The sequence below is a fragment of the Stutzerimonas stutzeri genome, assembly GCF_018138085.1.
In the GTDB taxonomy this organism is placed as follows: Bacteria; Pseudomonadota; Gammaproteobacteria; order Pseudomonadales; family Pseudomonadaceae; genus Stutzerimonas; species Stutzerimonas stutzeri_AI.
The window spans coordinates 779,264-803,558 of the sequence record NZ_CP073105.1; the positions used below are offsets into that span (position 1 = coordinate 779,264).

Annotated in this window: 24 protein-coding genes; 7 read left to right on the plus strand and 17 right to left on the minus strand. The window is 61.8% G+C overall.

Annotated elements, in window-relative coordinates:
- Positions 1-11 precede the first annotated feature (11 nt).
- The 5 genes from KCX70_RS03780 to KCX70_RS23495 form a co-directional block, all read right to left on the minus strand.
- Positions 12-677, minus strand: coding sequence for a pilus assembly PilX family protein (locus tag KCX70_RS03780; RefSeq protein WP_021207549.1), 666 nt, complete (start codon positions 675-677; stop codon positions 12-14).
- Positions 674-1,492, minus strand: coding sequence for a PilW family protein (locus KCX70_RS03785; protein ID WP_249121696.1), 819 nt, complete (start codon positions 1,490-1,492; stop codon positions 674-676). Before KCX70_RS03785 ends, KCX70_RS03780 begins: the two co-directional genes overlap by 4 nt.
- Positions 1,493-1,527: 35 nt before the next feature.
- Entirely contained in the window at positions 1,528-2,076 is a 549-nt protein-coding gene (pilV, locus tag KCX70_RS03790; protein WP_021207547.1) for a type IV pilus modification protein PilV, read from the minus strand.
- Positions 2,077-2,084: 8 nt separating this feature from the next.
- The gene (locus KCX70_RS03795) at positions 2,085-2,561 is read right to left on the minus strand and encodes a GspH/FimT family pseudopilin (RefSeq protein ID WP_021207546.1); all 477 of its coding nucleotides are present in this window, start codon (positions 2,559-2,561) and stop codon (positions 2,085-2,087) included.
- Between the two features lie 155 nt (positions 2,562-2,716).
- On the minus strand, positions 2,717-3,217 hold the full coding sequence (locus KCX70_RS23495) for a GspH/FimT family pseudopilin (RefSeq protein WP_021207545.1): 501 nt from the start codon (positions 3,215-3,217) through the stop codon (positions 2,717-2,719).
- Between the two features lie 145 nt (positions 3,218-3,362).
- Between KCX70_RS23495 and thiO the strand changes: the two genes are divergently transcribed.
- The 3 genes from thiO to speA all read left to right on the plus strand — a co-directional run bounded on the left by thiO (position 3,363) and on the right by speA (position 7,290).
- Positions 3,363-4,457 (plus strand): glycine oxidase ThiO, encoded by a 1,095-nt coding sequence (gene thiO / locus KCX70_RS03805; protein WP_212619322.1) that lies wholly within the window; start codon positions 3,363-3,365, stop codon positions 4,455-4,457.
- 426 nt (positions 4,458-4,883) lie between these two features.
- Positions 4,884-5,255 (plus strand): translation initiation factor Sui1, encoded by a 372-nt coding sequence (locus KCX70_RS03810; protein WP_212619323.1) that lies wholly within the window; start codon positions 4,884-4,886, stop codon positions 5,253-5,255.
- A 121-nt stretch (positions 5,256-5,376) separates the two neighbouring features.
- Positions 5,377-7,290 carry an arginine decarboxylase gene (speA, locus tag KCX70_RS03815; RefSeq protein ID WP_021207542.1) on the plus strand — a complete coding sequence of 638 codons (1,914 nt, stop codon included), beginning with the start codon at positions 5,377-5,379 and terminating at the stop codon, positions 7,288-7,290.
- 671 nt (positions 7,291-7,961) lie between these two features.
- Here speA and KCX70_RS03820 read toward each other — a convergent pair.
- Positions 7,962-8,303: a zinc ribbon domain-containing protein YjdM gene (locus KCX70_RS03820; protein WP_212619324.1), complete on the minus strand. Its 342-nt coding sequence runs from the start codon at positions 8,301-8,303 to the stop codon at positions 7,962-7,964.
- Between the two features lie 147 nt (positions 8,304-8,450).
- On the minus strand, positions 8,451-8,933 hold the full coding sequence (locus KCX70_RS03825) for an acyl-CoA thioesterase (RefSeq protein ID WP_102852878.1): 483 nt from the start codon (positions 8,931-8,933) through the stop codon (positions 8,451-8,453).
- 347 nt (positions 8,934-9,280) lie between these two features.
- Here KCX70_RS03825 and KCX70_RS03830 point away from each other — a divergent pair, with 347 nt between their 5' ends.
- Positions 9,281-9,961, plus strand: a complete 681-nt coding sequence (locus KCX70_RS03830; RefSeq protein ID WP_212619325.1) for a c-type cytochrome — start codon at positions 9,281-9,283, stop codon at positions 9,959-9,961.
- Positions 9,962-9,971: 10 nt separating this feature from the next.
- Here the strand turns inward: KCX70_RS03830 and cynS are convergent, their stop codons facing one another.
- The 5 genes from cynS to KCX70_RS03855 form a co-directional block, all read right to left on the minus strand.
- Positions 9,972-10,421, minus strand: a complete 450-nt coding sequence (gene cynS / locus KCX70_RS03835; RefSeq protein WP_102852880.1) for a cyanase — start codon at positions 10,419-10,421, stop codon at positions 9,972-9,974.
- A 144-nt stretch (positions 10,422-10,565) separates the two neighbouring features.
- Positions 10,566-11,318 carry a phytanoyl-CoA dioxygenase family protein gene (locus KCX70_RS03840; RefSeq protein ID WP_212619326.1) on the minus strand — a complete coding sequence of 251 codons (753 nt, stop codon included), beginning with the start codon at positions 11,316-11,318 and terminating at the stop codon, positions 10,566-10,568.
- Between the two features lie 715 nt (positions 11,319-12,033).
- Positions 12,034-15,690 (minus strand): AAA family ATPase, encoded by a 3,657-nt coding sequence (locus KCX70_RS03845; protein WP_212619327.1) that lies wholly within the window; start codon positions 15,688-15,690, stop codon positions 12,034-12,036.
- On the minus strand, positions 15,687-16,922 hold the full coding sequence (locus KCX70_RS03850) for an exonuclease SbcCD subunit D C-terminal domain-containing protein (protein ID WP_212619328.1): 1,236 nt from the start codon (positions 16,920-16,922) through the stop codon (positions 15,687-15,689). The genes KCX70_RS03845 and KCX70_RS03850 overlap by 4 nt, the downstream gene beginning before the upstream one ends.
- Positions 16,923-17,943: 1,021 nt before the next feature.
- Positions 17,944-18,816 (minus strand): helix-turn-helix transcriptional regulator, encoded by an 873-nt coding sequence (locus KCX70_RS03855; RefSeq protein ID WP_212619329.1) that lies wholly within the window; start codon positions 18,814-18,816, stop codon positions 17,944-17,946.
- A gap of 331 nt (positions 18,817-19,147) precedes the next feature.
- On the opposite strand from KCX70_RS03855, the gene KCX70_RS03860 reads away from it, so the two are divergent.
- Complete coding sequence (locus KCX70_RS03860) at positions 19,148-19,363, plus strand: hypothetical protein (RefSeq protein ID WP_021207532.1); 216 nt, start codon at positions 19,148-19,150, stop codon at positions 19,361-19,363.
- Positions 19,364-19,398: 35 nt separating this feature from the next.
- Here KCX70_RS03860 and KCX70_RS03865 read toward each other — a convergent pair whose 3' ends face one another.
- From KCX70_RS03865 to KCX70_RS03880, 4 genes are read right to left on the minus strand one after another with little or no spacing between them, the layout of a single operon-like run.
- Complete coding sequence (locus KCX70_RS03865) at positions 19,399-20,727, minus strand: sensor histidine kinase (RefSeq protein ID WP_212619330.1); 1,329 nt, start codon at positions 20,725-20,727, stop codon at positions 19,399-19,401.
- On the minus strand, positions 20,724-21,389 hold the full coding sequence (locus tag KCX70_RS03870) for a response regulator transcription factor (protein ID WP_212619331.1): 666 nt from the start codon (positions 21,387-21,389) through the stop codon (positions 20,724-20,726). The genes KCX70_RS03865 and KCX70_RS03870 overlap by 4 nt, the downstream gene beginning before the upstream one ends.
- Entirely contained in the window at positions 21,389-21,694 is a 306-nt protein-coding gene (locus KCX70_RS03875; protein WP_212619332.1) for a PepSY domain-containing protein, read from the minus strand. The genes KCX70_RS03870 and KCX70_RS03875 overlap by 1 nt, the downstream gene beginning before the upstream one ends.
- Complete coding sequence (locus tag KCX70_RS03880; protein ID WP_212619333.1) at positions 21,694-22,002, minus strand: PepSY domain-containing protein; 309 nt, start codon at positions 22,000-22,002, stop codon at positions 21,694-21,696. The genes KCX70_RS03875 and KCX70_RS03880 overlap by 1 nt, the downstream gene beginning before the upstream one ends.
- A gap of 148 nt (positions 22,003-22,150) precedes the next feature.
- Between KCX70_RS03880 and KCX70_RS03885 the strand changes: the two genes are divergently transcribed.
- Both KCX70_RS03885 and KCX70_RS03890 read left to right on the plus strand, forming a co-directional pair.
- Positions 22,151-22,510: a copper-binding protein gene (locus tag KCX70_RS03885; protein WP_212619334.1), complete on the plus strand. Its 360-nt coding sequence runs from the start codon at positions 22,151-22,153 to the stop codon at positions 22,508-22,510.
- 118 nt (positions 22,511-22,628) lie between these two features.
- Entirely contained in the window at positions 22,629-22,895 is a 267-nt protein-coding gene (locus KCX70_RS03890) for a PepSY domain-containing protein (protein WP_058075205.1), read from the plus strand.
- Between the two features lie 117 nt (positions 22,896-23,012).
- Here the strand turns inward: KCX70_RS03890 and malE are convergent, their stop codons facing one another.
- The gene (gene malE / locus KCX70_RS03895; protein ID WP_212619335.1) at positions 23,013-24,290 is read right to left on the minus strand and encodes a maltose/maltodextrin ABC transporter substrate-binding protein MalE; all 1,278 of its coding nucleotides are present in this window, start codon (positions 24,288-24,290) and stop codon (positions 23,013-23,015) included.
- Positions 24,291-24,295: the final 5 nt, after the last annotated feature.

The following is a 24,295-nucleotide window of genomic DNA, read 5'->3' on the forward strand; positions in this document are numbered from 1 at the left end:
GTCCTTATTCCTTAATTATTCAGGCCGACGTAGACATTGGCGGCTGTAGACTGCACGGCTAGCCGGTCGTCAGCTTGTCCATTTATCTGATAGAAGTAAGTGCCTCGGCCTTCCATGACTGCTCCATATTCGGCATTCAAGGCGGTAGCGTCGTCCTCGCCAACCGTAATCAGGTGCGTATTCCAGTACACGCCGAAATCAGTAGATGTCACGTTGTCATTTCCCGCGATCCTGCCCCGGTAAGGCATCCAGGTGACGAACTCGGTTGTGCCGGCGGCATCCGTGTCGGCGCCCGATTTGTTTTCAGCCAAACTGTTTTTAAGGTACTTCAACGGGTCGAGCATAAAGCTTAGTCGATCGGCTTCACCACTAATGTTAAGCAGGCAAGGGCGGTTGGCACCGTTCGACTGCAGTACATTGTCCTTCTGGCAATTAGTTTGGTTGGGTTCAAGTTTGTCGCGCAGGTATGCCGGGCCATAGAAGCGGAATTCAGCTTCCCGTAATGCAGCATTGGCTGCTCCCTGCAAGCGCAAGTTCTCTGCGCGATTGCCGGTTATTCTGGATTCCAGCACGACGCCGCGCATGCTGGAAACAGCGAGTACGGTCATAATGAGGAGCATTACAAGTGCTACCAGCAACGTAGCGCCGCGCTCCTTGGAAGGCAGAAAATCGGTCATGGCATCAAATTCCTGATGGTCTGTGTAGCGTGGGCTACCTGATAGATGCGGTTGCGATCTCCATCAGCGAGGCGCGCTTTTACCGTGGCGTCAGCGGCGTCATACCACTTGTTGTAAACCAGTGATTCGCTATCCCTCTGGTCTTCGTTACTGGCAAGTAGGATGGAGTAACGCACCGCGCGTATCGGGCCGCTGCTTTCGCTCCATGTGCTTGCACTCACGAAGCGGTTACTGCCATCCGTAAGCTTTCTTTCCAGTAAGTCTTTGCTGCCTACTCCAAACTCAAGACGAAAGTCGGCAACACCGGCGATCAACTCTACATAGCTGGGATTGGCGACAGTTACATTGCTGCATTCCAAAGTACCTGAGTTCAGAGCTTTCGAATCAGTACCAGGAACGTACTTGATGGCCAGAACAATCAGGCTGCTAGTGGGTGGAGGCTTGAACGCAGTAGTGTCGGTGAATGCTGGGCTGGCATTGCCATGGCAATCGAGTTCACCACTGACTACTGGCTGATAGCGTAAGCATATGCCTTGTCCGTCGGTAGTCACGGAAACTGCGCTTCCTTTGCCGAACTCTTTGCATCCCGGATAGGATTTCGCTGGGAATGCTTCTTCGATCAACTGGTCTGGCGCGCGGCGGTAGCCCGCTTTGCCGAGGTATTCGTTAAGTATCAGAGCAGCAAAGCGGCTGTTTTCTTGGTTGCCGGTCTGGTTCTGCTGAAAGAGCTGAGTGCGTTTGTTGTCCAGATATATCTGGCTTATGCCGAGGAGCAAAAAGCTGCTGATGGCGAGGGCTACCAGAAGCTCGATCATCGACAGCCCGCGCTGCGCAGTGAGTTTATGAGATCTCATAGTTCAACTCGAGTTCTGTAAATGCAGGTGGTTTCGTTGGGCGCTCTGTCATCAGGACAGGTGCCGGCTTTTACTGTCCATGCCAGTTGAATTTCCAACATGGAGCCTTTGCTATCGCAGGTGCCTGGTGTAGAGCTGCGGCAGACATAGAAGGCGTCTTTAAATATGGTCGCTGCGTTCGGGAGCGTTGTCTGCGCTAGTTCTACCCAGCAATTACGCATTTCCAGTGCGCTTTTAGGGTTGCTTACACACGCCACTGGGGCAGTTGAGAATTCACTTCCCGCTTCTTTGTAAAACAGCGAGGTATCCTTGAAACCGCTATAAAAAGGCTCTTTCGGCGGCGCCTTTTCGAACAGCTCTGCGGGGTTGGCTCGAAGAATTTCGACATATTCGTCTGCCAGCATCACCGCTGAGTTTCTCTGAACCGAGTCTTGCGTGTACTGGATGCTGCGACCTTGCATCGCTACCATGCCAAGGATACCGATAGTGGTGAGTACGAGAGTCACCATCACTTCGATCAAGCTAAAGCCTTTACTATGTTTCATGCTCGTCCTCATGGCTCGCAGCTAGCCAAGTCGCTGCCGTCAACGTCTATTCCGCGCGGATGCAACCGCGCTGCTCCACTGGACTGCACCTCTACGACGAATCCAGTGGCGGGATTGCCATCGAGGCAGAGCGTAACGACGGCCGGGGTCGCGGTGCCGTTCGCCCGATAGGTTACGGTTGCTACATTTGCGAGCATCTGCGCTTGAGCAGGAATGTGTTCAAGTTGGCGCTCGTTGCTGCCGAAGCTGAGAACCCAGGGGCCATCATCGTCTACTGCAATCGCAGCGGTAGTCCTTTGCGTCACTGCCTGGCTGCGGGCGAACTGTAGAAAGCCGACTAGCTCCTCGGCTTTGCTCTGCAAGCGTGTCTTCTGAATCAAGAACGTGAAATTTGGCACGGCTATAGCCACCACTATGGTTAGCAATGCCAGGGTGATCATCAGTTCGATCAGGGTGAATCCATGCATGTCGCGACGGCGTGACATGGTGTGCTCCGTTGAAATTCTTGAGCGGATAATGGGTTTGTAGTGGTTTGTTGTCCTGAGTCTGGTGATGATCGGCCAGTTTGTGGCGATGGCCGGTAAAGGCTCGTTCTGCTTGTGTGAAGCGCTTCACAAGAAGGGCGCGACGCACCGGGACTTCATCTGTCGCTACAGAGCGTGCTGTCTGCATTTTCCCTAGCGCTGGTTTCACGAACGCGGCCTTGGCGGCTGAGCTTGAGTTGCCAGGCAACTTTTGTGTCGTGGCACTGAAAGAAGGTCCCATTGTTTAGCGTTGTCCCGTTGCTACGGAATTGAACGCGTTTTCCCAACCCTTTCCACCGTAGTTGGTCCTCGATACTCAGTTGGGTGACATGGAGTACTTGTCGGGAGCCGGTGTTACGGATCAACCAGCCGCCGACCCAATCGGAATTGCAGGTCGCTGAGTCCTTAGAACCACAGATCTCAACGGACTCTTTCCTAATGACGGCGGCCGCTCTGGTGCTCTGGATTGCCGACCAGACCTGATCCAGCAAAGCTTTCTGGCGGCTTCTCGTAATTAGAGTATCAAGCGTCGGGGCAGCCAACGAAATGACCACCCCAGCTATTGCCATCGTGGTCAACAGTTCTATAAGCGTAAAGCCTTGACTTCGGTTCGCCATAGTGCGGTTCCTTTGCACGTATGATATTCAGCCTTCCTGGCTGCTTTTTGTATTGGGTATCCAACGGTAGAGACGACCTTTTAAAGCAGCCTGCCATTTAGTCCAAGTTAAAATGGCTTGAAATGTGAACCAGATGGAGAGGCTTGTGAGTTCAGAGGTGATCATCGTCGGTGGTGGCGTAATCGGCCTGCTATCAGCCTATCGGCTGGCCCAGGTTGGCAAACCGGTATTGCTTCTGGAGTCCAGCTTTGTTGGCACCGAAGCCTCCTGGGCCGGCGGCGGGATAGTTTCGCCACTTTATCCGTGGCGTTATAGCCCCGCGGTAACGGCGTTAGCGCATTGGTCGCAGGACTATTATCCGCAGCTAGGTGAGACGCTTTTTCAAGAGACGGGTATCGACCCCGAGGTCCACGAAACGGGGTTGTATTGGTTGGACCTGGAAGACGAGGATGCGGCGCTGGCATGGGCCGAGCGCGAGGGGCGCCCGCTGCGCCGGGTCGGCATCGACCAGGTGCATCTGACTGTACCAGCTCTCGGCGCGGGCTTTGCCACGGCGATATATATGCCGGGTGTCGCCAATGTCCGCAATCCACGTTTGCTGCAGGCGCTGCGTGCTGCTTTAGCGAAGTTATCCAATGTAGCGATCGTCGAACAATGCCCCGTGAGCGGCTTCGTCCGTGAAGGTGCGCGTATCGTTGGAGTGCAAACAGCGCAGGGCGAGATGCGTGCCGAGCGCGTCGTCGTGGCGGCCGGCGCCTGGAGCGGCAAATTGCTGGCGACGCTTGGAATGGAACTGCCAGTCAAGCCGATGAAAGGCCAGATGATCCTGTTCAAATGCGCCGAGGACTTCCTGCCGAGCATGGTGCTGGCCAAGCGGCGCTATGCGATTCCGCGGCGCGACGGCCATATCCTGGTGGGCAGCACGCTGGAAGATGTCGGTTTCGATAAGACGCCTACTGAAGATGCGCTGGAAAGCCTCAGGGCGACGTCTGTCGACTTGCTGCCCGCCTTGGCTGAGGCCGAGGTGGTCAAGCATTGGGCCGGGCTGCGGCCCGCATCGCCGGAAGGCATTCCTTATATCGGGCCGGTGCCTGGCCATGACGGGCTCTGGCTCAACTGCGGGCATTTCCGCAACGGCCTGGTGCTGGCGCCCGCTTCGTGCCAGTTGTTGGCGGACCTGATGCTCGAGCGAACGCCATGTATCGATCCCGAGCCGTACGCGCCGACTGGTCGGCTGTGACGTCATCGAGTGAGTGAACGAAGGACATCGCGGCTGTCCCAACGCCGTGTGTTCACCGATTGCTTCGTCTTGGAGTGTTTCCAGCCCTTGGAGCGGTAATCGCGACAGGTCGCGCTCCGGAATATTTGGGTAACGCCGCTAGGTGGGATGCAGGCGCGCTCGCGGGCAGCGCCTCTGCTTCGGTGGCCATGTCGCGAGTTTCTTTCGCTGGCTCGGTTGCGCCTCTTACCTGGATTACCGCCTGGATCGGCTGCCAGCTGACTGCCGTGCGTTTCGCCGTGCTGCCCGTGTTTGCCATGCATTCGTGGGGCTGATCACGGCGATGGCAGGCGCAACCCTACGAGTGCGGTCCATTTGCTGATAAATTGGCGCGCTTTGATGGCTCCGGCGTGCCGAGCCTCGTTTTTCTTCGCTCAAGAGGTTCGTGTGGCCAAGAAAACCACTTCCTTTTCAGGCCTTGGTGGGCTGGTGTTTTCCACCGATGCCGGACGGCATTGCCCCGATTGCAGCCAGCCGCTGGATGCCTGTATCTGTAAACAGCCGGTCATTCCGGAAGGCGACGGTATCGCTCGGGTCCGCCGGGAGAGCAAAGGGCGCGGGGGCAAGACCGTGACGACCATCACCGGGGTGCCGCTGGCCGAAGCCGAGCTCAAGGAGCTTGCCAGCGCGCTCAAGCGTCGTTGCGGGACTGGCGGCGCGCTCAAGGACGGTGTCATCGAGATTCAGGGTGATCATGTTCAACTCCTGCTCGACGAACTGACCAAGCGTGGTTTCGAGGCGAAGAAGTCTGGTGGCTGAGGCCATGTTCTGTTCAACGGCGCGCTTGCGCTTATTTCTGTGCGTACCGGCTGTCCAACCGGAGTCGCTCTTCTGTCGTCGCGCTATGCTCGGCAGGCCCACCCACTCTCAGGAGGCTTAGATGCCCGTACGACGTACACGTAAAGATGACGGCAGCCAATGGACCGCAGCGGACAGCCGTAGCGTCTACGGCATTCGTCACTGGGGTGCTGGCTACTTTTCGATCAACGACGAGGGTCATGTCGAGGTCCGCCCCCAGGGCCCGAACGGCGAAGCCGTCGAATTCACCGGATTGATCGAGCAACTGCGCGATGCCGGCCTGACGCTGCCGCTGCTGGTTCGTTTCCCCGGTATCTTGCAGGACCGTGTGCGCCGGCTGACCGGCGCGTTCGATGCCAACATCGAGCGCCTCGAGTACCAGAGCAAGTACACCGCGCTGTACCCGATCAAGGTCAATCAACAGGAAGCGGTGGTGGAAAACATCATCGCCACGCAGAACGTCGCCATTGGCCTGGAGGCCGGTTCCAAGCCTGAGTTGATGGCCGTGCTGGCCCTGGCGCCCAAAGGCGGCACCATCGTCTGCAACGGCTACAAGGATCGTGAGTTCATCCGCTTGGCGCTAATGGGGCAAAAGCTCGGTCACAACGTCTTCATCGTCATCGAGAAGATGTCCGAGGTGGGGCTGGTCATCGAAGAAGCGGCGGAGCTGAAGATCGTTCCGCAGGTCGGCTTGCGTGTGCGCCTGTCGTCGCTGGCCTCCAGCAAGTGGGCCGACACTGGCGGTGAAAAGTCCAAGTTCGGCCTGTCTGCTGCTCAACTGCTCACCGTAATCGAGCGTTTCCGCGCCGCAGGCGTGGAGCAGGGCGTGCGGCTGCTGCATTTTCACATGGGCTCGCAGATCGCCAACCTGGCCGACTACCGTGACGGTTTCCGCGAAGCCATTCGATACTACGCCGAGTTGCGTGCGCTGGGGCTGCCGGTCGATCACATCGACGTGGGCGGTGGGCTGGGTGTCGACTACGACGGCACGCATTCGCGCAATGCGAGCTCCATCAACTACGACATCGACGAATACGCCGGCACCGTGGTCGGCATGCTCAAGGAATTCTGCGATCGGCAGGAGTTGCCGCACCCGCATATCTTCTCCGAGAGCGGTCGGGCCATGACGGCGCACCACGCGGTGCTGGTCATGCAGGTCACCGATTTCGAGCGGCACAACGACGAGGCGCCGGCGATCGAGAACTACGACGAGCTGCCGGAAATCGTTCAGGCCCTGGCCGATCTGCTCGGCCCGACCGATCCGGAGATGGTCACCGAAACCTATTGGCGCGCTACCCATTACATGAGCGAGGCGGCCGCTCAATATGCCTCGGGCAAGCTGTCCCTGGCGCAGAAGGCGCTGGCCGAGCAGAGCTACTTCGCCATCTGCCGCCGGCTATACAACCAGCTCAAGGCGCGTCAGCGCTCGCATCGGGCTGTGCTCGACGAACTCAACGACAAGCTGGCCGACAAGTACATCTGCAACTTCTCGGTGTTCCAGAGCCTGCCGGACACCTGGGCCATCGACCAGATCCTGCCGATCGTGCCGCTGCAGCGTCTGAACGAAGAGCCCGTGCGGCGTGCCGTATTGCAGGATCTGACCTGCGACTCCGACGGCAAGATCAAGCACTACGTCGACGAGCAGAGCATTGAGAACAGCATGCCGGTGCATGAGATCCAGGCGGGAGAGGAGTATTTCCTCGGCGTGTTCCTAGTGGGTGCCTACCAGGAGATCCTTGGCGACATGCACAACCTGTTCGGCGATACCGATTCGGTCAACGTTTACCAGCGTGAGGATGGCAGCTTCTACCACGCTGGCATCGAGACCCACGACACCATCGAGGACATGCTGCGCTACGTGCACCTGTCGCCCGAAGAGCTGATGACCTACTACCGCGACAAGGTATCCAGCGCACGTCTGAGTGCCAAGGAACGGACGCAATACATCGACGCGCTGCGGCTGGGCCTGACGCGCTCTTCCTACCTGACGCCTTGAGCGGGGCGACCGTCGATCAGGTGCCAGTCGTTGGCATCTGATCACCTGACCTGTCAGGCAACAGCAGAAGTGCAGTGGGAGCGGTCTTGACCGCGAAATGGGGCAGCGCCGGAGCCCAATTGGTTTCGCGGTCAAGACCGCTCCCACAATTCGCTTCACGCAGCGCAGGCGTAGGGCGGGTGAAACCCGCCGAGGCATTTCAGCCACCCATTGATCGCAGCTGCGCAACTTGCTGCGAAGTGTTGAGTCGGTTTTTCTACCAGTAAATGGTGGGCTGAACTCATCCGGTCCAGAGGCACACCTGTCAGCCAAAGACAGAGGTGCCTGTGGGAGCGGTCTTGACCGCGAATGGGGCTGCGTCGTAGCTTGGTTTGTTCGCGGTCAAGACCGCTCCCACAAATCGCTTCACGCAGCGCAGGCGTAGGGCGGGTGAAACCCGCCGAGGCATTTCAGCCCACCACCGAGCGGAGCTGCGCAAGGTGCGGCGATCTGTTGAGTCGGTTTTCTACCAGTAAGTGGTGGGCTGAACTCATCCGGTCCAGAGGCACACCTGTCAGCCAAAGACAGAGGTGCCTGTGGGAGCGGTCTTGACCGCGAATGGGGCTACACAAGAGCCCCGTTTGTTCGCGGTCGAGACCGCTCCCACAAGGCGCTCGAGCGCACAACCACGTTCAGACCTTGCGCACGAACTCCGACTTCAGCTTCATCGCGCCGATGCCGTCGATCTTGCAGTCGATGTCGTGGTCGCCGTCGACCAAGCGAATGTTCTTAACCTTGGTGCCGACCTTCACTACCAGCGATGATCCTTTGACTTTCAGGTCCTTGATCACCGTGACCGTGTCACCGTCCTGCAAGGTATTGCCGACCGAGTCCTTGACCGTCTTTTCGTCGTCGCCCGAGGCTTCGGCGGCGCTGGCGGACCACTCGTGGGCGCACTCGGGGCAGACCAGCATCTGGCCGTCCTCGTAGGTGTATTGGGAGTGGCATTGGGGGCAGGGTGGCAAAGCGCTCACGGCAGATCCTCGGCAGGTGGGGAAAAGCCGCGGATTGTATAGGGTTTTAGCAGGTCAAGGGCGAGCGGTGCACAGGCTCGCTCCTTGGCGCTGGTCAGTACGGTCGGATCGGAAGGATCCGCTCAGGCTGGGATGACGCCCTTCGACTCAATAATCGTCCTTGATCGCCCGGTAGCGCTCTTCCAGCTCGCGGCGAATTTGCCGGCGTTGCTGGGCCTGGGCGAAGCGACGCTTCTGGTCGGGCGTCTGCGGCTGCAGGGTCGGGACGGTCGTGGGGCGACCATCTTCGCCGACGGCCACCATGGTGAAGAAGCAGCTGTTGGTGTGGCGAACGGTCTTCTGGCGGATGTCTTCGGTGATGACCTTGATGCCAATCTCCATCGAGGTGTTGCCGGTGTAGTTGACCGAGGCAAGAAAGGTCACCAGTTCCCCTACATGTACCGGCTGGCGAAAGTTGACCTGATCCACCGACAGGGTCACCACGTACTGGCCGGCGTAGCGGCTGGCGCAGGCATAGGCGACTTCGTCGAGATACTTGAGCAACGTGCCGCCATGAACGTTGCCGGAAAAGTTGGCCTTGTCCGGAGTCATCAGTACGGTCATGGTCAGTTCGGCATGTCCATCTAGCATGGTGCGCGGCTCGTGCTGGCAAAAAGGGGCCGCTACTTTAGTCGAATACGAAGCGGCTGTGTGAGGCTCGATGCGATCTGCCATACGTTTATTTTTCGAGGGTCAATGTGGCATTAGCGCGCAGGCTTATCGGCAGCATAGCTGGGCGGCGCCGATGGCGTATCCGTATTGGCTCCGGCGACGTGCCGCCCGACCTGCATGGCCATAACGCGAACCGGTGCGCGCCCCGCAACCACCCGGGCACGAGGGTGAACGCTTTATTGACTTGTGCCAGTATCTCGGCTGGTTTTCTCCCTATAGTCCGGTGCTGCCTTCAGGCTAAACATCAACCCGTGCCGGACTCGCCCATGCGCCTCATGACCCTAGTACTGCTCAGTTGCCTCGCCCCTTTCGCCCACGCCGGTGAGGAGGCGATCGAACGCTTTCATTACCTGATGGGCGATGCCGAGCGGCGTGAGCAGGCTTATGCGGCGGGCCAGGAGCGTGCGCTGTTCTGCGGGTATTGCCATGGCGAAAACGGCAACAGCAAGCGTCCGCATATTCCCAACCTGGCGTCACAGAACCCGATCTATCTGTTCCAGTCGTTCGAAAAGTTCGCCAAGGGCGAGCGCATCGATTTCGTGATGTCGAAACTGGCCAAGAGCCTGACCCTGGAAGATCGCGTCAACATCGCCGTGTACTTCAGTCAGCAAAAGGTCGAGCCCGTGGCAGTCACAAGCGACGCGGCTCAGGTTCAGCGTGGCGCGACGCTGTTTCAGCACACCTGCACCGGTTGCCATGGCAGCCATGCGCAGGGCAAGGAGAACATGCCGCGCCTGGCGGGGCAGCCGAGCCAATACCTGAGCAAGGCGCTGAACCGCTTTCGTACCCATGACCCGAGCCGGTCCGGCTCGGTAATGATGGGGATCGCCGACAAGCTGTCCGAGGCGGACATCGAGTCAGTGGTCGCCTACCTGACCCAACTACGCCTCAGCGAACAGCAGGAGTTGCAGGCCAGCGTGCAACTGCTCGGCGCCGACGTGCACTGATCGGGTGCGTTCAGTACTGCTTGTAGGGCAGGAATTTTCCGGACATCACCACATTGACCCGGTCGCCCTTCGGGTCCGGTTGACGCTGGATATCCATCGAAAAATCGATGGCGCTCATGATGCCGTCACCGAACTCCTCGTGGATCAGCTCCTTGATGGTGCTGCCGTAGACGTTGACCAGCTCGTACCAGCGGTAGACCAGCGGGTCGGTGGGCACCGCGGTTGGCAATGAGCCCTTGTAGGGCACGATCTGCAACCAGGCCACCGCCTCATCGGGCAGCTCGAACAGCTTGCCGAGGGTTTCCGCCTGCGCCTTGTCGAAGGCCATCTGACCCAGGCAACCGGCCGTAACCCATTCCTTGGACTGGCCGACGGCGTCGGCCACCGCGGCCCATTTGAGGCCTTTGCGTACCTTGGCGGAAACGATCATCTGGGTGACTTGGCTGCGGCAGGAAATCATGGCGACCTCTTCAGCGGACTGGGCATTGGCGAGTTTGGTGGGCCGCACTTGGCGACCACCAAACCCTGCGTGCAGAAGCCATGCCAGGGGCGTGCGGCCCGGACGAAGCCCGCCGCCGGGGATTCGCCGTGGCCGGCGCGCTGCTCAGTCGTATTCCGAGGCGTCGTGCTCACCGAGCAGGCGCCGCTGCCTCGGCGTAGCCGCGGCCAGGACCTCGGGATTGAAACGCCATTGCAAGTAGGGCGAGAACTTCTGTGCGATCATCCGGCGGCCGTAATGCACCTGCAGCAGGTAGCGGCTGCGGTCGGCCGTGCGATTGCGGCTGCCGGCGTGCCAGAGATCGCTGCGAAACAGCAATACGTCACCTGCGTCGCAGAGCACCGGCTCGGGTTCGTGGCCGTGCCAGTGGGTTTCGCCGGGGCGTGGCTTGCGACCGGCGCGGTGGCTGCCGGAAATCACCCGGGTCGGGCAGAGGTCCGCATCGATCCGGTCGAGATAGATGTGCGCCGTGCAGATCTGCATCGGCAGCTCGAAACCGGGCTCGGCGAGCCAGCGCTCCGGCAGTTCCATGGCCAGATAGTCGGCATGCAGCTCGCCGCCGACGAAGCCCGGATGGCTGCGCCAGGCGGTCTGGCCGATCACATGGCAATCGGCACCCAGGCTGGCTTCGGCCAGCTCGATGATGCCCGGCAGATCGAGGTAAGGCAGCCAGAAGGGGTCGCGATTGAAGACGCACTTGTAGTGGTCGTCGACCAGCCCCTGGTAATCCCAGTGGATCGGCTCGAGCGCATTGATCGCGGTGCGCACGGCGCTGACCTGCGCGGCGTCCAGCACGCCTTGCAGCAGCACTAAGCCGTCGGTATGGAGCGCTTCTAGCGCGGCAGCGGTGGTAGGCATAGACGGCTCCGTCGGTAAGACCTCAACGGTTGGGCCCGTGGAGTGCCCGAGAGGTTCGAGCCCGACAGGCGGATGATCCCCAAGGCACCAACCGCAACCATCTTTCCCCTAGGAGCAGGCTCTGCCTGCGACCGTTGCCCCTCAACCACCCTCGCAGGCCATTCGTGCATAAAAAAGCGGAACCGCCGCACCGACTTGTGGCCGGCCGCCGTTCCGCAACGTATTGAAGGACTGACGCACGGCTTGTGGCCATGCGCGGTTTTCGCGAGCGCGCTGGCGAAAACCGCGACAGCCTAATCAGCGAACCTTTCATGGAGCTGTCGAGACGGCGGGTGCTGATCAGGCCGGTGCGGCTCACTGCGTGTGGGCGGGCAAGTGCTGATGATATTGGCCCGGGGGTGGAGCGGTTCGCAGGCAGAGCCTGCTCCTACAGGGGCGTCGGTTATGCGGGTGCGGTTCAATGGCGTGTGGGTGGGCAAGTGCTGACGATATTGGCCCGCGGGTGGAGCGTTTCGCAGGCAGAGCCTGCTCCTACAAAGGGCGTCGGTTATGCGGATGCGGCTCACTGCGTGTGGGCGGGCAAGTGCTGATGATAATGGCTCGCTGGTGGAGCGGGTCGCAGGCAGAGCCTGCTCCTACAAAAGCGAAACGGTGCGGAGGTGGGTATCTTCTGTAGGAGCAGGCTCTGCCTGCGATAACCGGGCAGGGCGCGGCCTTAGCCGCCCGGCCCGCCGACGATCTTCAGCCCGCTCTGGCCGTTGCCTTGTCGCTGCACCTGGACCTGCACCGGGATGCGTTCGTGCATTTCCGCCACGTGGGAAATCACCGCCACCTTGCGGCCCTGGGCCTGCAACGAATCCAGCGCGTCCATGGCGATCTGCAGCGATTCGGGGTCGAGGCTGCCAAAGCCTTCGTCGATGAACAGCGATTCGATCTTCAGCTTGCTCGATGCCATCGAGGCCAGGCCCAACGCCAGCGCAAGGGAGACGAGGAATGTCTCGCCACCGGACAGCGAATGCACCGAGCGCAGCTCGTCGCCCATCTCCGTGTCCATCACCAGCAATCCCAGCGGACTGCCGCCGCGCTTGAGCCGGTAACGTCGGGCCAGTTGGCGCAGCTGCACGTTGGCGTGCTGCACCAGCAGGTCGAGGTTGTAGGCCTGGGCGATCTTGCGGAAGGCGCCGCCGTCACTCGTCCCGATCAAGGCGGCGATGCGGCCCCAGCGCTGGCTTTCGGCGGTCGCCGCGGCAACCTGCTCCAGCAACGTCTGGCTCTGACTACGGCGACGATCATCATCGAGCAGCGCGGCGCGGGTTTCGCTGCAGCGCAGTTCGGCACCGTCGCAACTGGCTTGCTGAGCGTTCAGTTGCGTCTCCAGCGTTTCGGCGTCCGGCGGGTTCGGCTGTCCAGCCTGATGCGTTTGCAGCCGTTGCTCGCAGCCCTCCAGCCGCTCGCGCCCTCGGACAAGCTGCTCGGTGTTGGCGCGCAGACACTCACGTGCCTCAGCGAGCAGTGTGTCGTCCAGTTGCAGCAATTGTTCGAGCGTCGCGTCGTCCAGATCAGGATGCGCGGCGCGCCAGGTCTCAAGCTCTTCGCTGAGCGTGCTGCGCTCGGCCAGCAGCTCGGCGCGGCGCCGGCTGCAATTTTCCTGCTCGCCTGCGAGGCGGGTCAGCTCGACCCGTGCCTCGTTCAGTTGCTGATCGACCTCAGCCTGCTGCTGACGGGCTGTCTGGATTGCGCTGTCGAGCGCCTGTTGCCAGGCCTGCGCGCTGGGCTGCTCGCCGAGGCTATCGTTTAGAGCCTGGCGACAGGCCCGTTCGCGGGTCTGAAGCTCTGCGAGCCGATCGGCGCATGCCTTGTGCTGCGCCAGGCGATGCTGCTGTTGCAACTGCTCGCGCTCCAGCGCGGCCTGGCGTTGCTGCTGCTCGTCGGCCAGTTCCGTTTGTTGCTCGACTTGCTGGCGCCGCGCCTCGATCCGTCCGTCCAGGTGCATGAAGGTCTCGGCCGGTTTTTCGCGCCAACGCTCGAGCATGTCTGTGGGCAGCAGCGCGGCGAACTCCGCCAGCTCTTCCTCGAGCCGCGCATCGTCGCGGGCGATGGCGTCGCGCTGTGCGGCGAGGATCTGCGTGGCTTGAACGCAGGCGTCACGTGCGCTCTGCCAGCCCGTTTGCAACGCTTCGGTCTGCCGTTGCAGGTTGAGCAGTTCGCGTTGCCGGTTATTGGCGTCAGCGATAGCGGACTTGTGCGAGGCCATGCGGTTGTCGAGCCAGGACTGCCGCTCTGCTTGCGCCTGGTTCAGCAGTTCCGTGTACGCCGGCAGCTCGGCCAGCTGAGCATCGAGCTTCGCCAGGTCGTCGGCGATTTCCGCTTGTCGGTGCCCGTTCTGCTTGATCTCGGAGGACAGGGCGATGTGCTGATCGCGCAGGGCTTGCAGCTTTTCCTCCTGGGCTTTGAGCTGCGATTGCGTCTGCTCGGCTTCGCGCTCGTCCTGCTGATCGAGTGCAGCGAGCAGCGCTTCGCCGTCGTGCCAGGGGTGTTCGGCGCTACCGCAGACGCTGCATGGCTCGCCCGGTACCAGCGCGGCGCGCAGGGCCTCGACATTGGCGCTGCGGGCGAGGCGTTGGCGATCCAGCAGCGCCTGCACGACTTTCAGCGCTTTTTCAGCGTCGTCGCGCTCGGCTCGGGCGCGCTTGCCGGCTTCGGTCAGCTTGTCCAGCTCTTCTTGTTGACGGCTCCTGTCGCCCTGCAACCTGTGCTGCTGCGCGGCCAACTGCTGTTGGCGGGACCAGAGGCCGTGCAAGCTGTCGAACGCACGTTCGGCTTCGCGGAGCGCTTCGAGCTTGGTCGTCAGTTGCGCCAGCTGGTCGCCAAGGCTGGCCTCCCCACCGATCTGCTTCTGCAACTCATCCAGAGCCTCTCTGGCTTTGGCCTGCGCCGTTTCGGCAGCTCTAGAGGCAGCTTCTAATCCGGGCAATTCCTGCCGGCCTTGCTGCAGGCGGGCGGCAATCTGTACGGCCTGTTGCAGACGTGGGCGGTAGCCGCTCCAGGCTGCGCACAGCGGTTGCAATTCGGCGCTGGTGGTGAGCTGGTCGTTCAGGCTGGCGAGCTGCCTGGCGGCCTGCTCCTGATGTTGGCGTAGCTGGGCGAGGGTGCGTTCACCGGTTTTGCTCGCGATTTCGGCCTGTTCGGCCTGTCCCTGGGCGTCGCGCAGATCGCTGCGCAGGTGGACGAGACGCTCCTCTTCACGGCGCGCTGCAGCCAATCGTGGTTCGGCCGCCTTCAACCCATGCTCGGCGGCTTTCAGCGCCTCGGTGGCGTTCCGGCAGGCCTGTTCCAGCGTTTCGAGTCGCTGCTGTACGGCGGCGTGTTCTCCTGCGTGACGGGCGAGCGTAGCCTCGACCTTTGCCAGCAGCGGAGTCAGTTCCCTCTCACGTAGAAAGCGATGGCGTTGCGGCGCCAGCTGCTCGAACAGGTCGAGGATGCGCCGGGCGTCAGCGAGGTTTTCCTGCTCTTCTTCGGCCCCGGCGAGCTGCCGTCGGGCGCCGTCACGCTCTGCTTGCAGACGCGCCAGGTCCTGCAGCCATTGGCGCTGCTGCTTGAGCATGTAGAGATGCTGTTGCAGCTCTTTCAGCTCGGCTTGTTGCTCCTGCCACTGTGCCTCCAGCGCCTGGCGCGCCTCGGGTTCCCGGGGCTGTACACCGCCGGCCTGTTGGTGCAGCGTAGCCAGCGCTTCACGGGCGCGCTTGGCCGCTTCGAAGGCGGCTTGGCCGAGGCGGCTGTAGAGGCCGGTGTCGGTGAGCTTTTCCAGCAGGGTGCCGCGGTCGTTGTCGTCGGCCTTGAGGAAGGCGGAAAACTCGCTCTGGGCCAGCAGCACGGCGCGGGTGAACTGCGCCAGGGTCAGGCCGAGTCTGGCTTCGAGCAGCTCCTTGAATTCGCGCTTCTTGCCGCTGGCCAGGAGCTGGTCGCGATCCAGATCCAGCAGGCTCTGGCTGCTGGCCTGCAAGCGGCCGTCAACCTTCTCGCGGGCGCGTTTGACTTCCCAGCGAGCGCGGTAGCGGTGGCCGTCGATGCCGACGAAATCCACCTCGGCGTAGCCGCTACTGCAGCCACGGCGCAGCAGATTGCGCTCGTCGCCGCTGCCGATCTCGTCGCTGCCATCTGGCACCTTGCTCAGCAGCGAAGCGCCGTCGAGGCGCGGCGTACTGCCGAACAACGCCAGGCACAAGGCATCGAGAATGGTGCTCTTGCCGGCACCTGTAGGTCCGGTGATGGCGAACAGGCCGGCGCTGGCCAGCGGTTCGGCGGTGAAGTCGATGACCTGCTCGCCCGCCAGCGATGCAAGGTTTTTCAGGCGGATGGCGAGGATCTTCATTTGCCGTCTCCTTCGCTGGCGAACTCGACGCCTTGCAACAGGCTGGCAAAGTCGTCCAGCGCCTGCTCGTCCGGCGGGTTGCCGAACTGTTCTTCCCAGGCGCGGGCGAAGAGTTCCTGCGGGGTGATCTGGTCGAGGCCGAGCAGGACTTCCGAGTCGACCTCGCCACGCTTGCTGGCGTACTCGCTGGCGATGCGCACCAGGCGGCAGGCCTTGCCAGCCAGCGCGGTTTCGATGCGCTGACGCAGGTCGGGCAGTGGCTCGTCGAGCTGTACGCGTACTTCCAGCCAGGGCAGGTTTTCAGTGAACAGTCCCATGGCTGGCAGCGCCTCGAGGGCGGCGATGACCTCTGCCAGTGGCGCGCGGCCGATGCGGATCATCTCCACGGCGCGCGGCACCGGCAGGCTTTCGATTTGGCTCAACTGGTCGCCATCGAAACTCACCAGCAATACCTGATGTGGGTAGTTGATCTCGCCGAACGACAGCGGCAACGGCGAGCCGCTGTAACGGATGCGCTCCTGGCCAGCGACTTTTTGCGGCTTGTGCAGGTGGCCAAGGGCGACATAGGCGATGGGCTCGGGAAACAGACTGGCCGGCAGCGCCTCGGCATTGCCGATGACGATGTTGCGCTCCGAATCCTCCGACACCGCGCCACCGGCCATATGCGCATGGCTCATGGCGATCAGCGCCTGGCCGGGCTGGCGTTGGGCTTCGGCGGCGGCGATCAGGTGCTGGTGGACGTGGCGGATGCCGAGCATGTAGTCATCCCCTGCCTCTCCGCCGGTGACTTCGGCGGGGCGCAGGAAGGGCAGGGCGAGGCACCATCCGGCCACCTCGCCCTGCGCATCGTGCAGCGGTACCAGCAGGCGGCCGTGGTCGAGTCGATTTTCCGCGACCCAACTGATGCGGCCAATGGCGTGGGCGTTGAGGCGTCTCATTAGCGGCCCGGGCAGCTCGATGCGCCCGCCGGAGTCGTGGTTGCCGGCGATCATGACGATGTCCAACTGCGGCAGTTTTTCATGGGCGCGGACGATGAAGTCGTACAGCCGTTCCTGGGCCTTGAGCGGCGGATTGACCGTGTCGAAGATGTCGCCGGCGATCAGCAGGGCGTCGGGCTGATGCAGGCTGAGCTGGTCGAGCAGCCAGGCGAGAAACTGGGCATGTTCGTAGTCGCGGTCCTGGCCGTGGAGGGTCTGGCCGAGGTGCCAGTCGGAGGTGTGGATCAGGCGCATGGCTGTAGGGCTTTCTTGAAGAGATGGACGGCGACCGTCGTTGGCCGGGCGCTGGGGTAGCGATGCCGCACGCTGTGGGAGTGATCTTGACCGCGATTGGGGCTGTGCGTTGTTCCGGGATGCGTTTGGTTTGGTTTCAGGTTCTGGCCAGCGCTCCGGTGTTTCTGTTGGCTGGATAAAAGCTTCGCGGTCAAGACCGCTCCCACGGGGTGGCGTTGCTTTGCCGTCGGTTGGGCAGTTCCGAGCAGTTGAGAGGTGCCGAGGCTTGAGGGCGCAGAAGGCTGCTGGCATTCCAAGACGCCTCCTTGTGGAAGCAGGACGCGTCCTTGTGGGAGCGGTCTCGACCGCGAATGGGGCTGCACTGGACTAGGGTCGACAAAACGTAGGATGGGCGAAGCCCATCGCAAGAGTTTGATGGGTTGCACCCGCCCTACAAGCTGATGTACTCGGCCTTGTGAAAGGGGCGATTCGGTGGTGTCTGATAGGGCATGCAGCGAGGCGGTTGTAAGAGCTCGACGTAGGGTGGGTAACGCGAAGCTTACCCACCGATTTTCGTTGGCAAAGTTCGGTACCAAACGTTGCGTCGATTTCGGTGGAAAATGCTTCGCAGTTTTCCACCCTACGGAGCCAGCATCCGAGGGAAGCGCTTTGTTGCTGTCGCTGTTCCAAGACCTCCAGACGCCTCGGACCCGGTTCCCCTTCAGGAGGCCGAGCGTAGGCGCTGCGTAGGAGGACGCGAGGCATGGATGCCGAGCGAGGAGTGATGGGACATGGATGTCCCTTCGCGACGGCCCCCGGAGCGGCGCCGGAGGGAGGGGAGTTTTGCGAAGCAAAACCCGGATGCAGGGGTGGCCTTCTTTTTGGTTACTTTTTCTTGGCCACACAAGAAAAAGTGACGCGCCGTGCAAGGCGCAACCTGTGGGTCGGACGGAGGAAAGCGCGGCGTCATACGCACAGGCCTGCGCCTGGACCTGAACTCGAGCCAGCTCGCTCCTGAGAGTGGACAGGCTCCGTCTAAGCCTCACGAGTACAACCAAACCTTCAACCCCTGCAGATTCCTCACCTGAATCTGCTGCGCCGCCGCATTGGCCAGCACCGTATTCGGATCGATCTGATACCGCTGCAACACGTACTGCACCAGCGCCCCACGGGTGGCGATGCGCAGTTCGCCATCCTGCATCCCGTAATCGGTCTCAATGATCGATTTCTGCTCGGCGCTCAGCCGCACGTCCGGCTCGATGATCACGTCCACCGGCGTGTTCCAGGCCTCGTCCTGCTCGGCCCGGTTGTCGCTCACGTCCATCAGGTCCGGCTCGCCACGGAAGCGGCTGAGGACGAAGTCGCGGAAGCCGCGGTTCTTCTCGCAATAGGCGCGCACATGCCAGCGGGTACCGGTGAAGACCAGGGTGTGCGGCGCCATCACGCGGATCTCGACGTCGGGATGGGCGAGGGAGACGTATTCGGTTTCCAGCCGCAGCCCTTCGCGGCAGGCCCGCAGGATCGGCCGCAGCACCTCGGGGCGGATGCTGCGGTCGGGCATGTGCAGCACGTCGGTATGCGCATAGGCGAGAGCCAAGCCCTCGATGTGCGGGGCGCGGTCGCGGTTCTGGTCCAGCAGATGCAGGTAAGCGCTGGCGCTGCCGTCGATGAACAGTGGCTCGAACTGCTTGCTCGGCTTGTAACCCTTCAGGTGACGGTCATATGTAAGGTTTTTCGGCGCGTGCTCGTTGAGGTAGGTGTTGATGTCCTTCGATGCCTGCTGGCGGCTGATGCCGAAACTCTGTATCAGATGACCCGTGGTCAGACGGCCTTCCCACCAGGCGATCGTCTCTATCAGGCGGTAACGCAGGGCCAGATCCCAGCGGATCTGGCTGATCGATTGCTTGCGTTTCATACGCGCCTCATCTGCTGGAAAACTTTACAGGCCACTATCGGCTAGCTCGACGTGTCGCGCAAAGCTACATATATTCCGGGTGTGCATCAAGCGAGCCGAACGAGGACGATGAGACATGAGCCTGTTATCCAACGTGCTGCTGTTTTCCGCTACCGCCGCCGCCGGCATGGGTGTTCTGGCCTGGCTGGCCTACGGTGCGAACGACCGGGAGTGATCGGGACGGGCGTTGCGCTTTACAGTTTTTTGTCGATGGACGGTCATCCGATGAGTGGTTCGGAATCTCCAAGTGCATCGCCGGGTCTTTGTTGCAGACTCAGCGCACGAGGCGTTCATGAAAACCTTGTCCCGTTACCTTGCCGAGAATTTCCCGGCTGACTACAAAACCCGCGTAGAGCCCCAGGACGATGGCTACCTGGTGGTTCGCGTCGGCTATCCCATCAACGGTACAGAGGCCATTCGGACGGTCTCTGGCCGGCAAGTGCAGAACGGCTTGCTGGTGGAAACCATGTTGGACGACATGCGCAGAGAACTGGCGCGCCCGCAGTAAACCGCGTCACCGTCTTTTATCCCCGATTCGCTCGATCATTCCGCCCGACGCTTGTGCGCAGGCAAATGAACGCTGGCCTGCAGCCCGCCCAGAGCACTCTGTCCGAGGGTCAGCCGGCCATTCCAGGCGGCGAGGATATCCCGCACGATGCCAAGTCCCAGCCCGTGTCCTTCGGCGCGCTCGTCTAGACGAATGCCGCGCTCGAGCACTGCTTCGCGTTGATCTTCCGGTATTCCCGGCCCGTCGTCTTCAACCCGAATGAGATAGCCCTCAGGCGTCGGTTCGATACTCAACAGCACCGCTGATCGAGCGTATTTGCACGCGTTGTCCAGAAGGTTGCCGAGCAGCTCGAGCATGTCTTCCCGGTCCCAGGGCAGGCGGCAGTCCTCATGCGTATGCCAATGCAGATGCAGGCCGCGGCGGTGGATCATATGCAGCGTGTCGAATAGCGGCGCGAGCTCCGCGGCGCAATCGAAATAGGCGCCGGGTAGCACGTCGCCAGCCAGACGCGCGCGCCCCAACTCACGGGCGACGCGCTGCTGGATCTGCTCCAGCTGTTCGCGAAGCGCTGCCTGCAGTTGCGGATGAGCCTGCAGTTCCTCGTGCCGGACAAGGCTGCCGAGCACCGCCAGCGGCGTTTTCAGCGCGTGTCCCAGATTGCCCAACGCGTGCCGTGAGCGCTTGAGCGTCTCGTCGGTGTGCGCCAGCAGGTGATTGATCTGTTCCACCAACGGCTGCAGTTCGACCGGAGCCTGGATATCCAATTGCTGGCGCTCGCCCTGCTGCAGTTGCGCGATCTGCTGGCGTGCGCGCTCCAGCGGCCGCATGGCGAGCTTGACGGCATAGCGTTGCAACAACAGCAATATGGAGAGGGCAACGCCCACCAGGCCCAGGCCGCCCAGGCGAACCTGGGCGAAGCTTTCGAGTATCGGCGTGTAGTCGCGCGCCACGCTGATGACGATGAGTTGTCCATCACGGTGGTATTCGGCGCGATAACTCAACAGTCGCTGTCCCTGTGGCCCGTCCACCAGGTCGCGGGCCAGGCCGTTATCGCTCGGCCATGCCGGCTCTGCATCCCATAGCGAGCGCGATCGCCAACTGCGCGTCGGCAGTTCGATGCGGAAATAATGGCCGGAAAAGGCCCGTTGATAACGCGGGTTGAGCCGGGTCGCGTCGAGCTTGAAGCCTTCCGTGCCCCGCACCATGGCGATCAGCAGGCCTTCGGTTTCTTCCCGCAGGTCGTCGGCCAGGTTGCGGCGCAGCCCGGTCTCGAACAGCCACAGGCTGGTCTGCACCAGCAGCAATCCAATTAGCAGCAGCGCTGAAATCAGCCCGATGCTGAGGCTGCGCTGGATCGACTTCAAAGGGCGCCGCCGAAGCGGTAGCCCTGGCCGCGACGGGTTTCGATCAGCTCGCGGCCGAGCTTGCCGCGCAGGCGATTGACGTGCACTTCGATGACATTGGAATCGCGCTCGGTTTCACCGTCATACAAATGCTCGGCCAGCTGGGTTTTGGACAGCAGCTGGCCGGGGTGCAACATGAAATAGCGCAGCAGGCGGAACTCGCCGGCGGTCAGGTCGATGTCCTCGCCGTCCTTGTTGCAGCGCTGGCGTGCCTCGTCCAATGCCAGACCACCGACCTGCAACAGCGGCTGATTGGCCACGCCGTGGGCACGGCGCAACAGCGCCTGGATGCGCAGCAGCAATTCTTCGGGATGGAAGGGTTTGGTCAGGTAATCGTCGGCGCCGGCTTTCAGCCCTTCGATGCGTTCGGCCCAGGAATCGCGGGCGGTGAGGATCAGCACCGGCGTCGCCAAACCCCGTGCGCGCCAGGCGCGCAAGACTTCGAGCCCCGGCTTGCCGGGCAGGCCGAGGTCCAGAACGATCAGGTCATAGGGTTCGCTGCTGCCCTGGTAATCGGCGTCGCGCCCATCGGCCAGCCAGTCGGTGGCATAGCCTTGGCGGGTGAGGCTGGCGATCAATTCGTCTGCCAGTGGCACATTGTCTTCGACCAGTAGCAGGCGCATCAGTCCTCTTCATCCTTGAGCAGACGGCCATCGCGCGCGTCGAATTCCAGTTCGCGAGCGATGCCGTTGGTGGTCAGCAATTCGATTTCGTAGATGTAGATGCCATCATCCTCTTCCAGCTCGGCTTCCAGCAGCCGGGCGCCTGGATAGCGCTCCATGGCGCGCTGCACCAGCGTTTCGAGCGGCATGATCAGCCCCTCGCGGCGTAGCCGCAGGGCCTCGTCCTGATCGAGGTCGCGACTCGCCGCCGAGGTGGCGACGAGCAGCAGAGCCAAGGGAGTCGCTAGGAAGAAGGTGGCACGCATTAGTCGTCCTGATGGTCCTTGAGCACTTCGCCGGTCTTGGCGTCGAGTTCCATGTCCCATTGCACACCTTTGTTATCGCGCAATTCAAGCTGATAGATGTGGCGGCCGTATTCCTCTTCCAGCTCGGTTTCCTCGATGGTGGCGCCGGGGTGCTTGGCCAGTGCGGCTTCGTTGAGCTTTTCGAACGACTGGATGGTGCCGGCGTCGCGCAGCTTCAGCGCTTCGTCCGGACCGAGGTCGCGGGCCATGGCCAGGTTGGCGCCCAGGGCGAGGGTGGCGGCAGTGATCAGCGTAGTCAGTGTTTTCATGGTTCGTTTTCCTGTGTGGGTTTCGACGATTCACAGGTTACGAATCGCGGCTTACGCCAAGCTGAACGCGGACAAACATTCACCGGCAGCAATACATGCGGGCGTATTGTCCAATACGCGTACGTCCACCTGTTTCAGGAGGTCTGTCATGAAAGCGCTTCATTGCATCACGCTAAGCCTGGCGCTACTCGTTCAGCCTGCGCTGGCCGAAGATCTGCTCAAGCCCACGACGCCGGCGCCAACGCCGGATATCGACGCCGGACCCGCCACCGAAATGGTCTCCGAGCCGGTCGTGCATGCCACCGGCACGATCGAGGCCATAGATCGCGAGCGGGAGGTGGTAACCATCGCTCATGGCCCGGTCCCGGCGCTGAAGTGGCCGGCTTCGACCATGCAGTTTCAAGTCAGAGAGCAGCAGCTCGAAGGACTTGAAGTGGGCGACGCGGTCCGCATCGGCTTCCAGAGCGAGGGCGACGAGGCGGCGATCGTCTCCATCGACAAGCGCTGAAACAGTCTCGATGCCCATGGCAGACGGGATGCAAGGAACCCTTGCTGACGGCGGGCCTCGTATTCACTAGAAGCCGCGTTGCGGCTCGCATCGATGAAACATCAAGAGGATCACGCGCATGTATCACAAGAAACTGACCGCAGCTCTTGCCATCGCCGTACTCGGAAGCGCCAGCGGCATTGCCTTGGCGGACAAGCCGGGCGCTGACTGGATCACCCTCGAACAGGCTGTCGAGAAGGCCAAGGCCGCCGGCTACACCACGCTCCATTCGATCGACGCCGATAACAATTCCTGGGAAGGCGAAGGCACCAAGGCCGACGGCAAAACCTGGGAATTCAAGATTGACGGCAAGACCGGCGAAGTCACCCACGACAAGGAAGACTGATCGCCGCGGCCCGCTACGGCGGGCCTTGCAGCAGACATCAGCTACCCTGGCGGCGCCAGTGCCGCCAGGGTTGATCTAAATACCTAATGCAGGTCACCGGCGCAGGCCGACCGGCCGTCAAAGCGCCTCCGGATCGGCTTCCGGCATATCTTCCAATTCTTCGGAAACAACCTCGTCAGGCTCGGTACTCGACGCAGCGGCAGGCTCCGCCGCAATCTCTTCGCCGCGCATTTGCCGTGCCGCATTGCCCAGCGCGGTTGCCTCGTCGGTGCCTTGAGCAATGTCCAGCAGCGCGGCGTTGGCAGCCTCCCAGAACGAACTCATTTGCGGTGCCGAAGGCATTGGGCGACCGAAGGTGACGCCATCCATCGATATCCGCAGGTGCTCATCCGTGACCATGTCCCAGAAAAGCCGCTTGTTCAGCGGCACACCGATGGGCTTGTCGGCGTTCACTGTGCGCAGCCCTTCGCTATCCAACAGATAGCCTTCGATGAATTGCTTGGCAGCCGCGCCGTTCGGGCTTTGCGCGGCGATCATCGCGCCCATGACGCCAACGAAGGGGCGCGCCGGTTGACCGTCGACGGTGGGCAGGGGCGCGACACCGAAATCGACGCCGGCCCGGCGCAGCCCTTCCCATGACCAGGGGCCGGTTATCCACATCGCCTGTTTGCCTGCATGCATCGCCTGCTGTGCGGCATCGCCGGGCATCCCGCCTTGCGGCAGTACGCCGCTGTCGATGAAACGGCGCAACAGGCGGCCACCCGCCAGAGCGCCCGCGTTATCGATGCCGATATCTGCCGTGTCGTAGCTGCCATCGGGCTGACGCTTGAACACGTAGCCGCCGTTGGCTGCCAAGAGTGGCCAGCTGAAGTAGGCATTGGTGTAATCCCAGCCGATGGCTTTGATGCCGCGCTTGCCGAGCTCGCTATCCAGCGTCTCGATTTCTTCGAACGAGGACGGGGGAGCCGTGATCAGTGCCTTGTTGTAGAGCAGCATGATGGCTTCGGCGCCGACCGGATAACCCCAGGTCCGTCCGCCGACGGTGAAGGCATCCCAGCCCACCGAGACCAGTGCTTCGCGCAATGCTTGCGGTGGCTCGACAGGGACGACCAGACCCTTGGCAATAAAATCGCCGAGGCGGTCCTGCGGCCAGAGGATGATGTCCGGCCCGCTACCGTTGCGGGCGGCTTCTTCGAATTTCTTCGCCAGATCGTCGGGGTGTTCGACCCGGGCCGCAATGCCGGTCGCCTCGGTGAAGCGGGTCGCGACCTGTTGCAGGCCGCCGTGGCCTTTGTCGGCATTGATCCAGATGAGCAGTTTGCCCGGCTCGGCCGCAGAAACGTTCAAGCAGACGAGCAACGCCGGCAATAGGGCTGTGAGTGATTTCAAACGCATGGCTG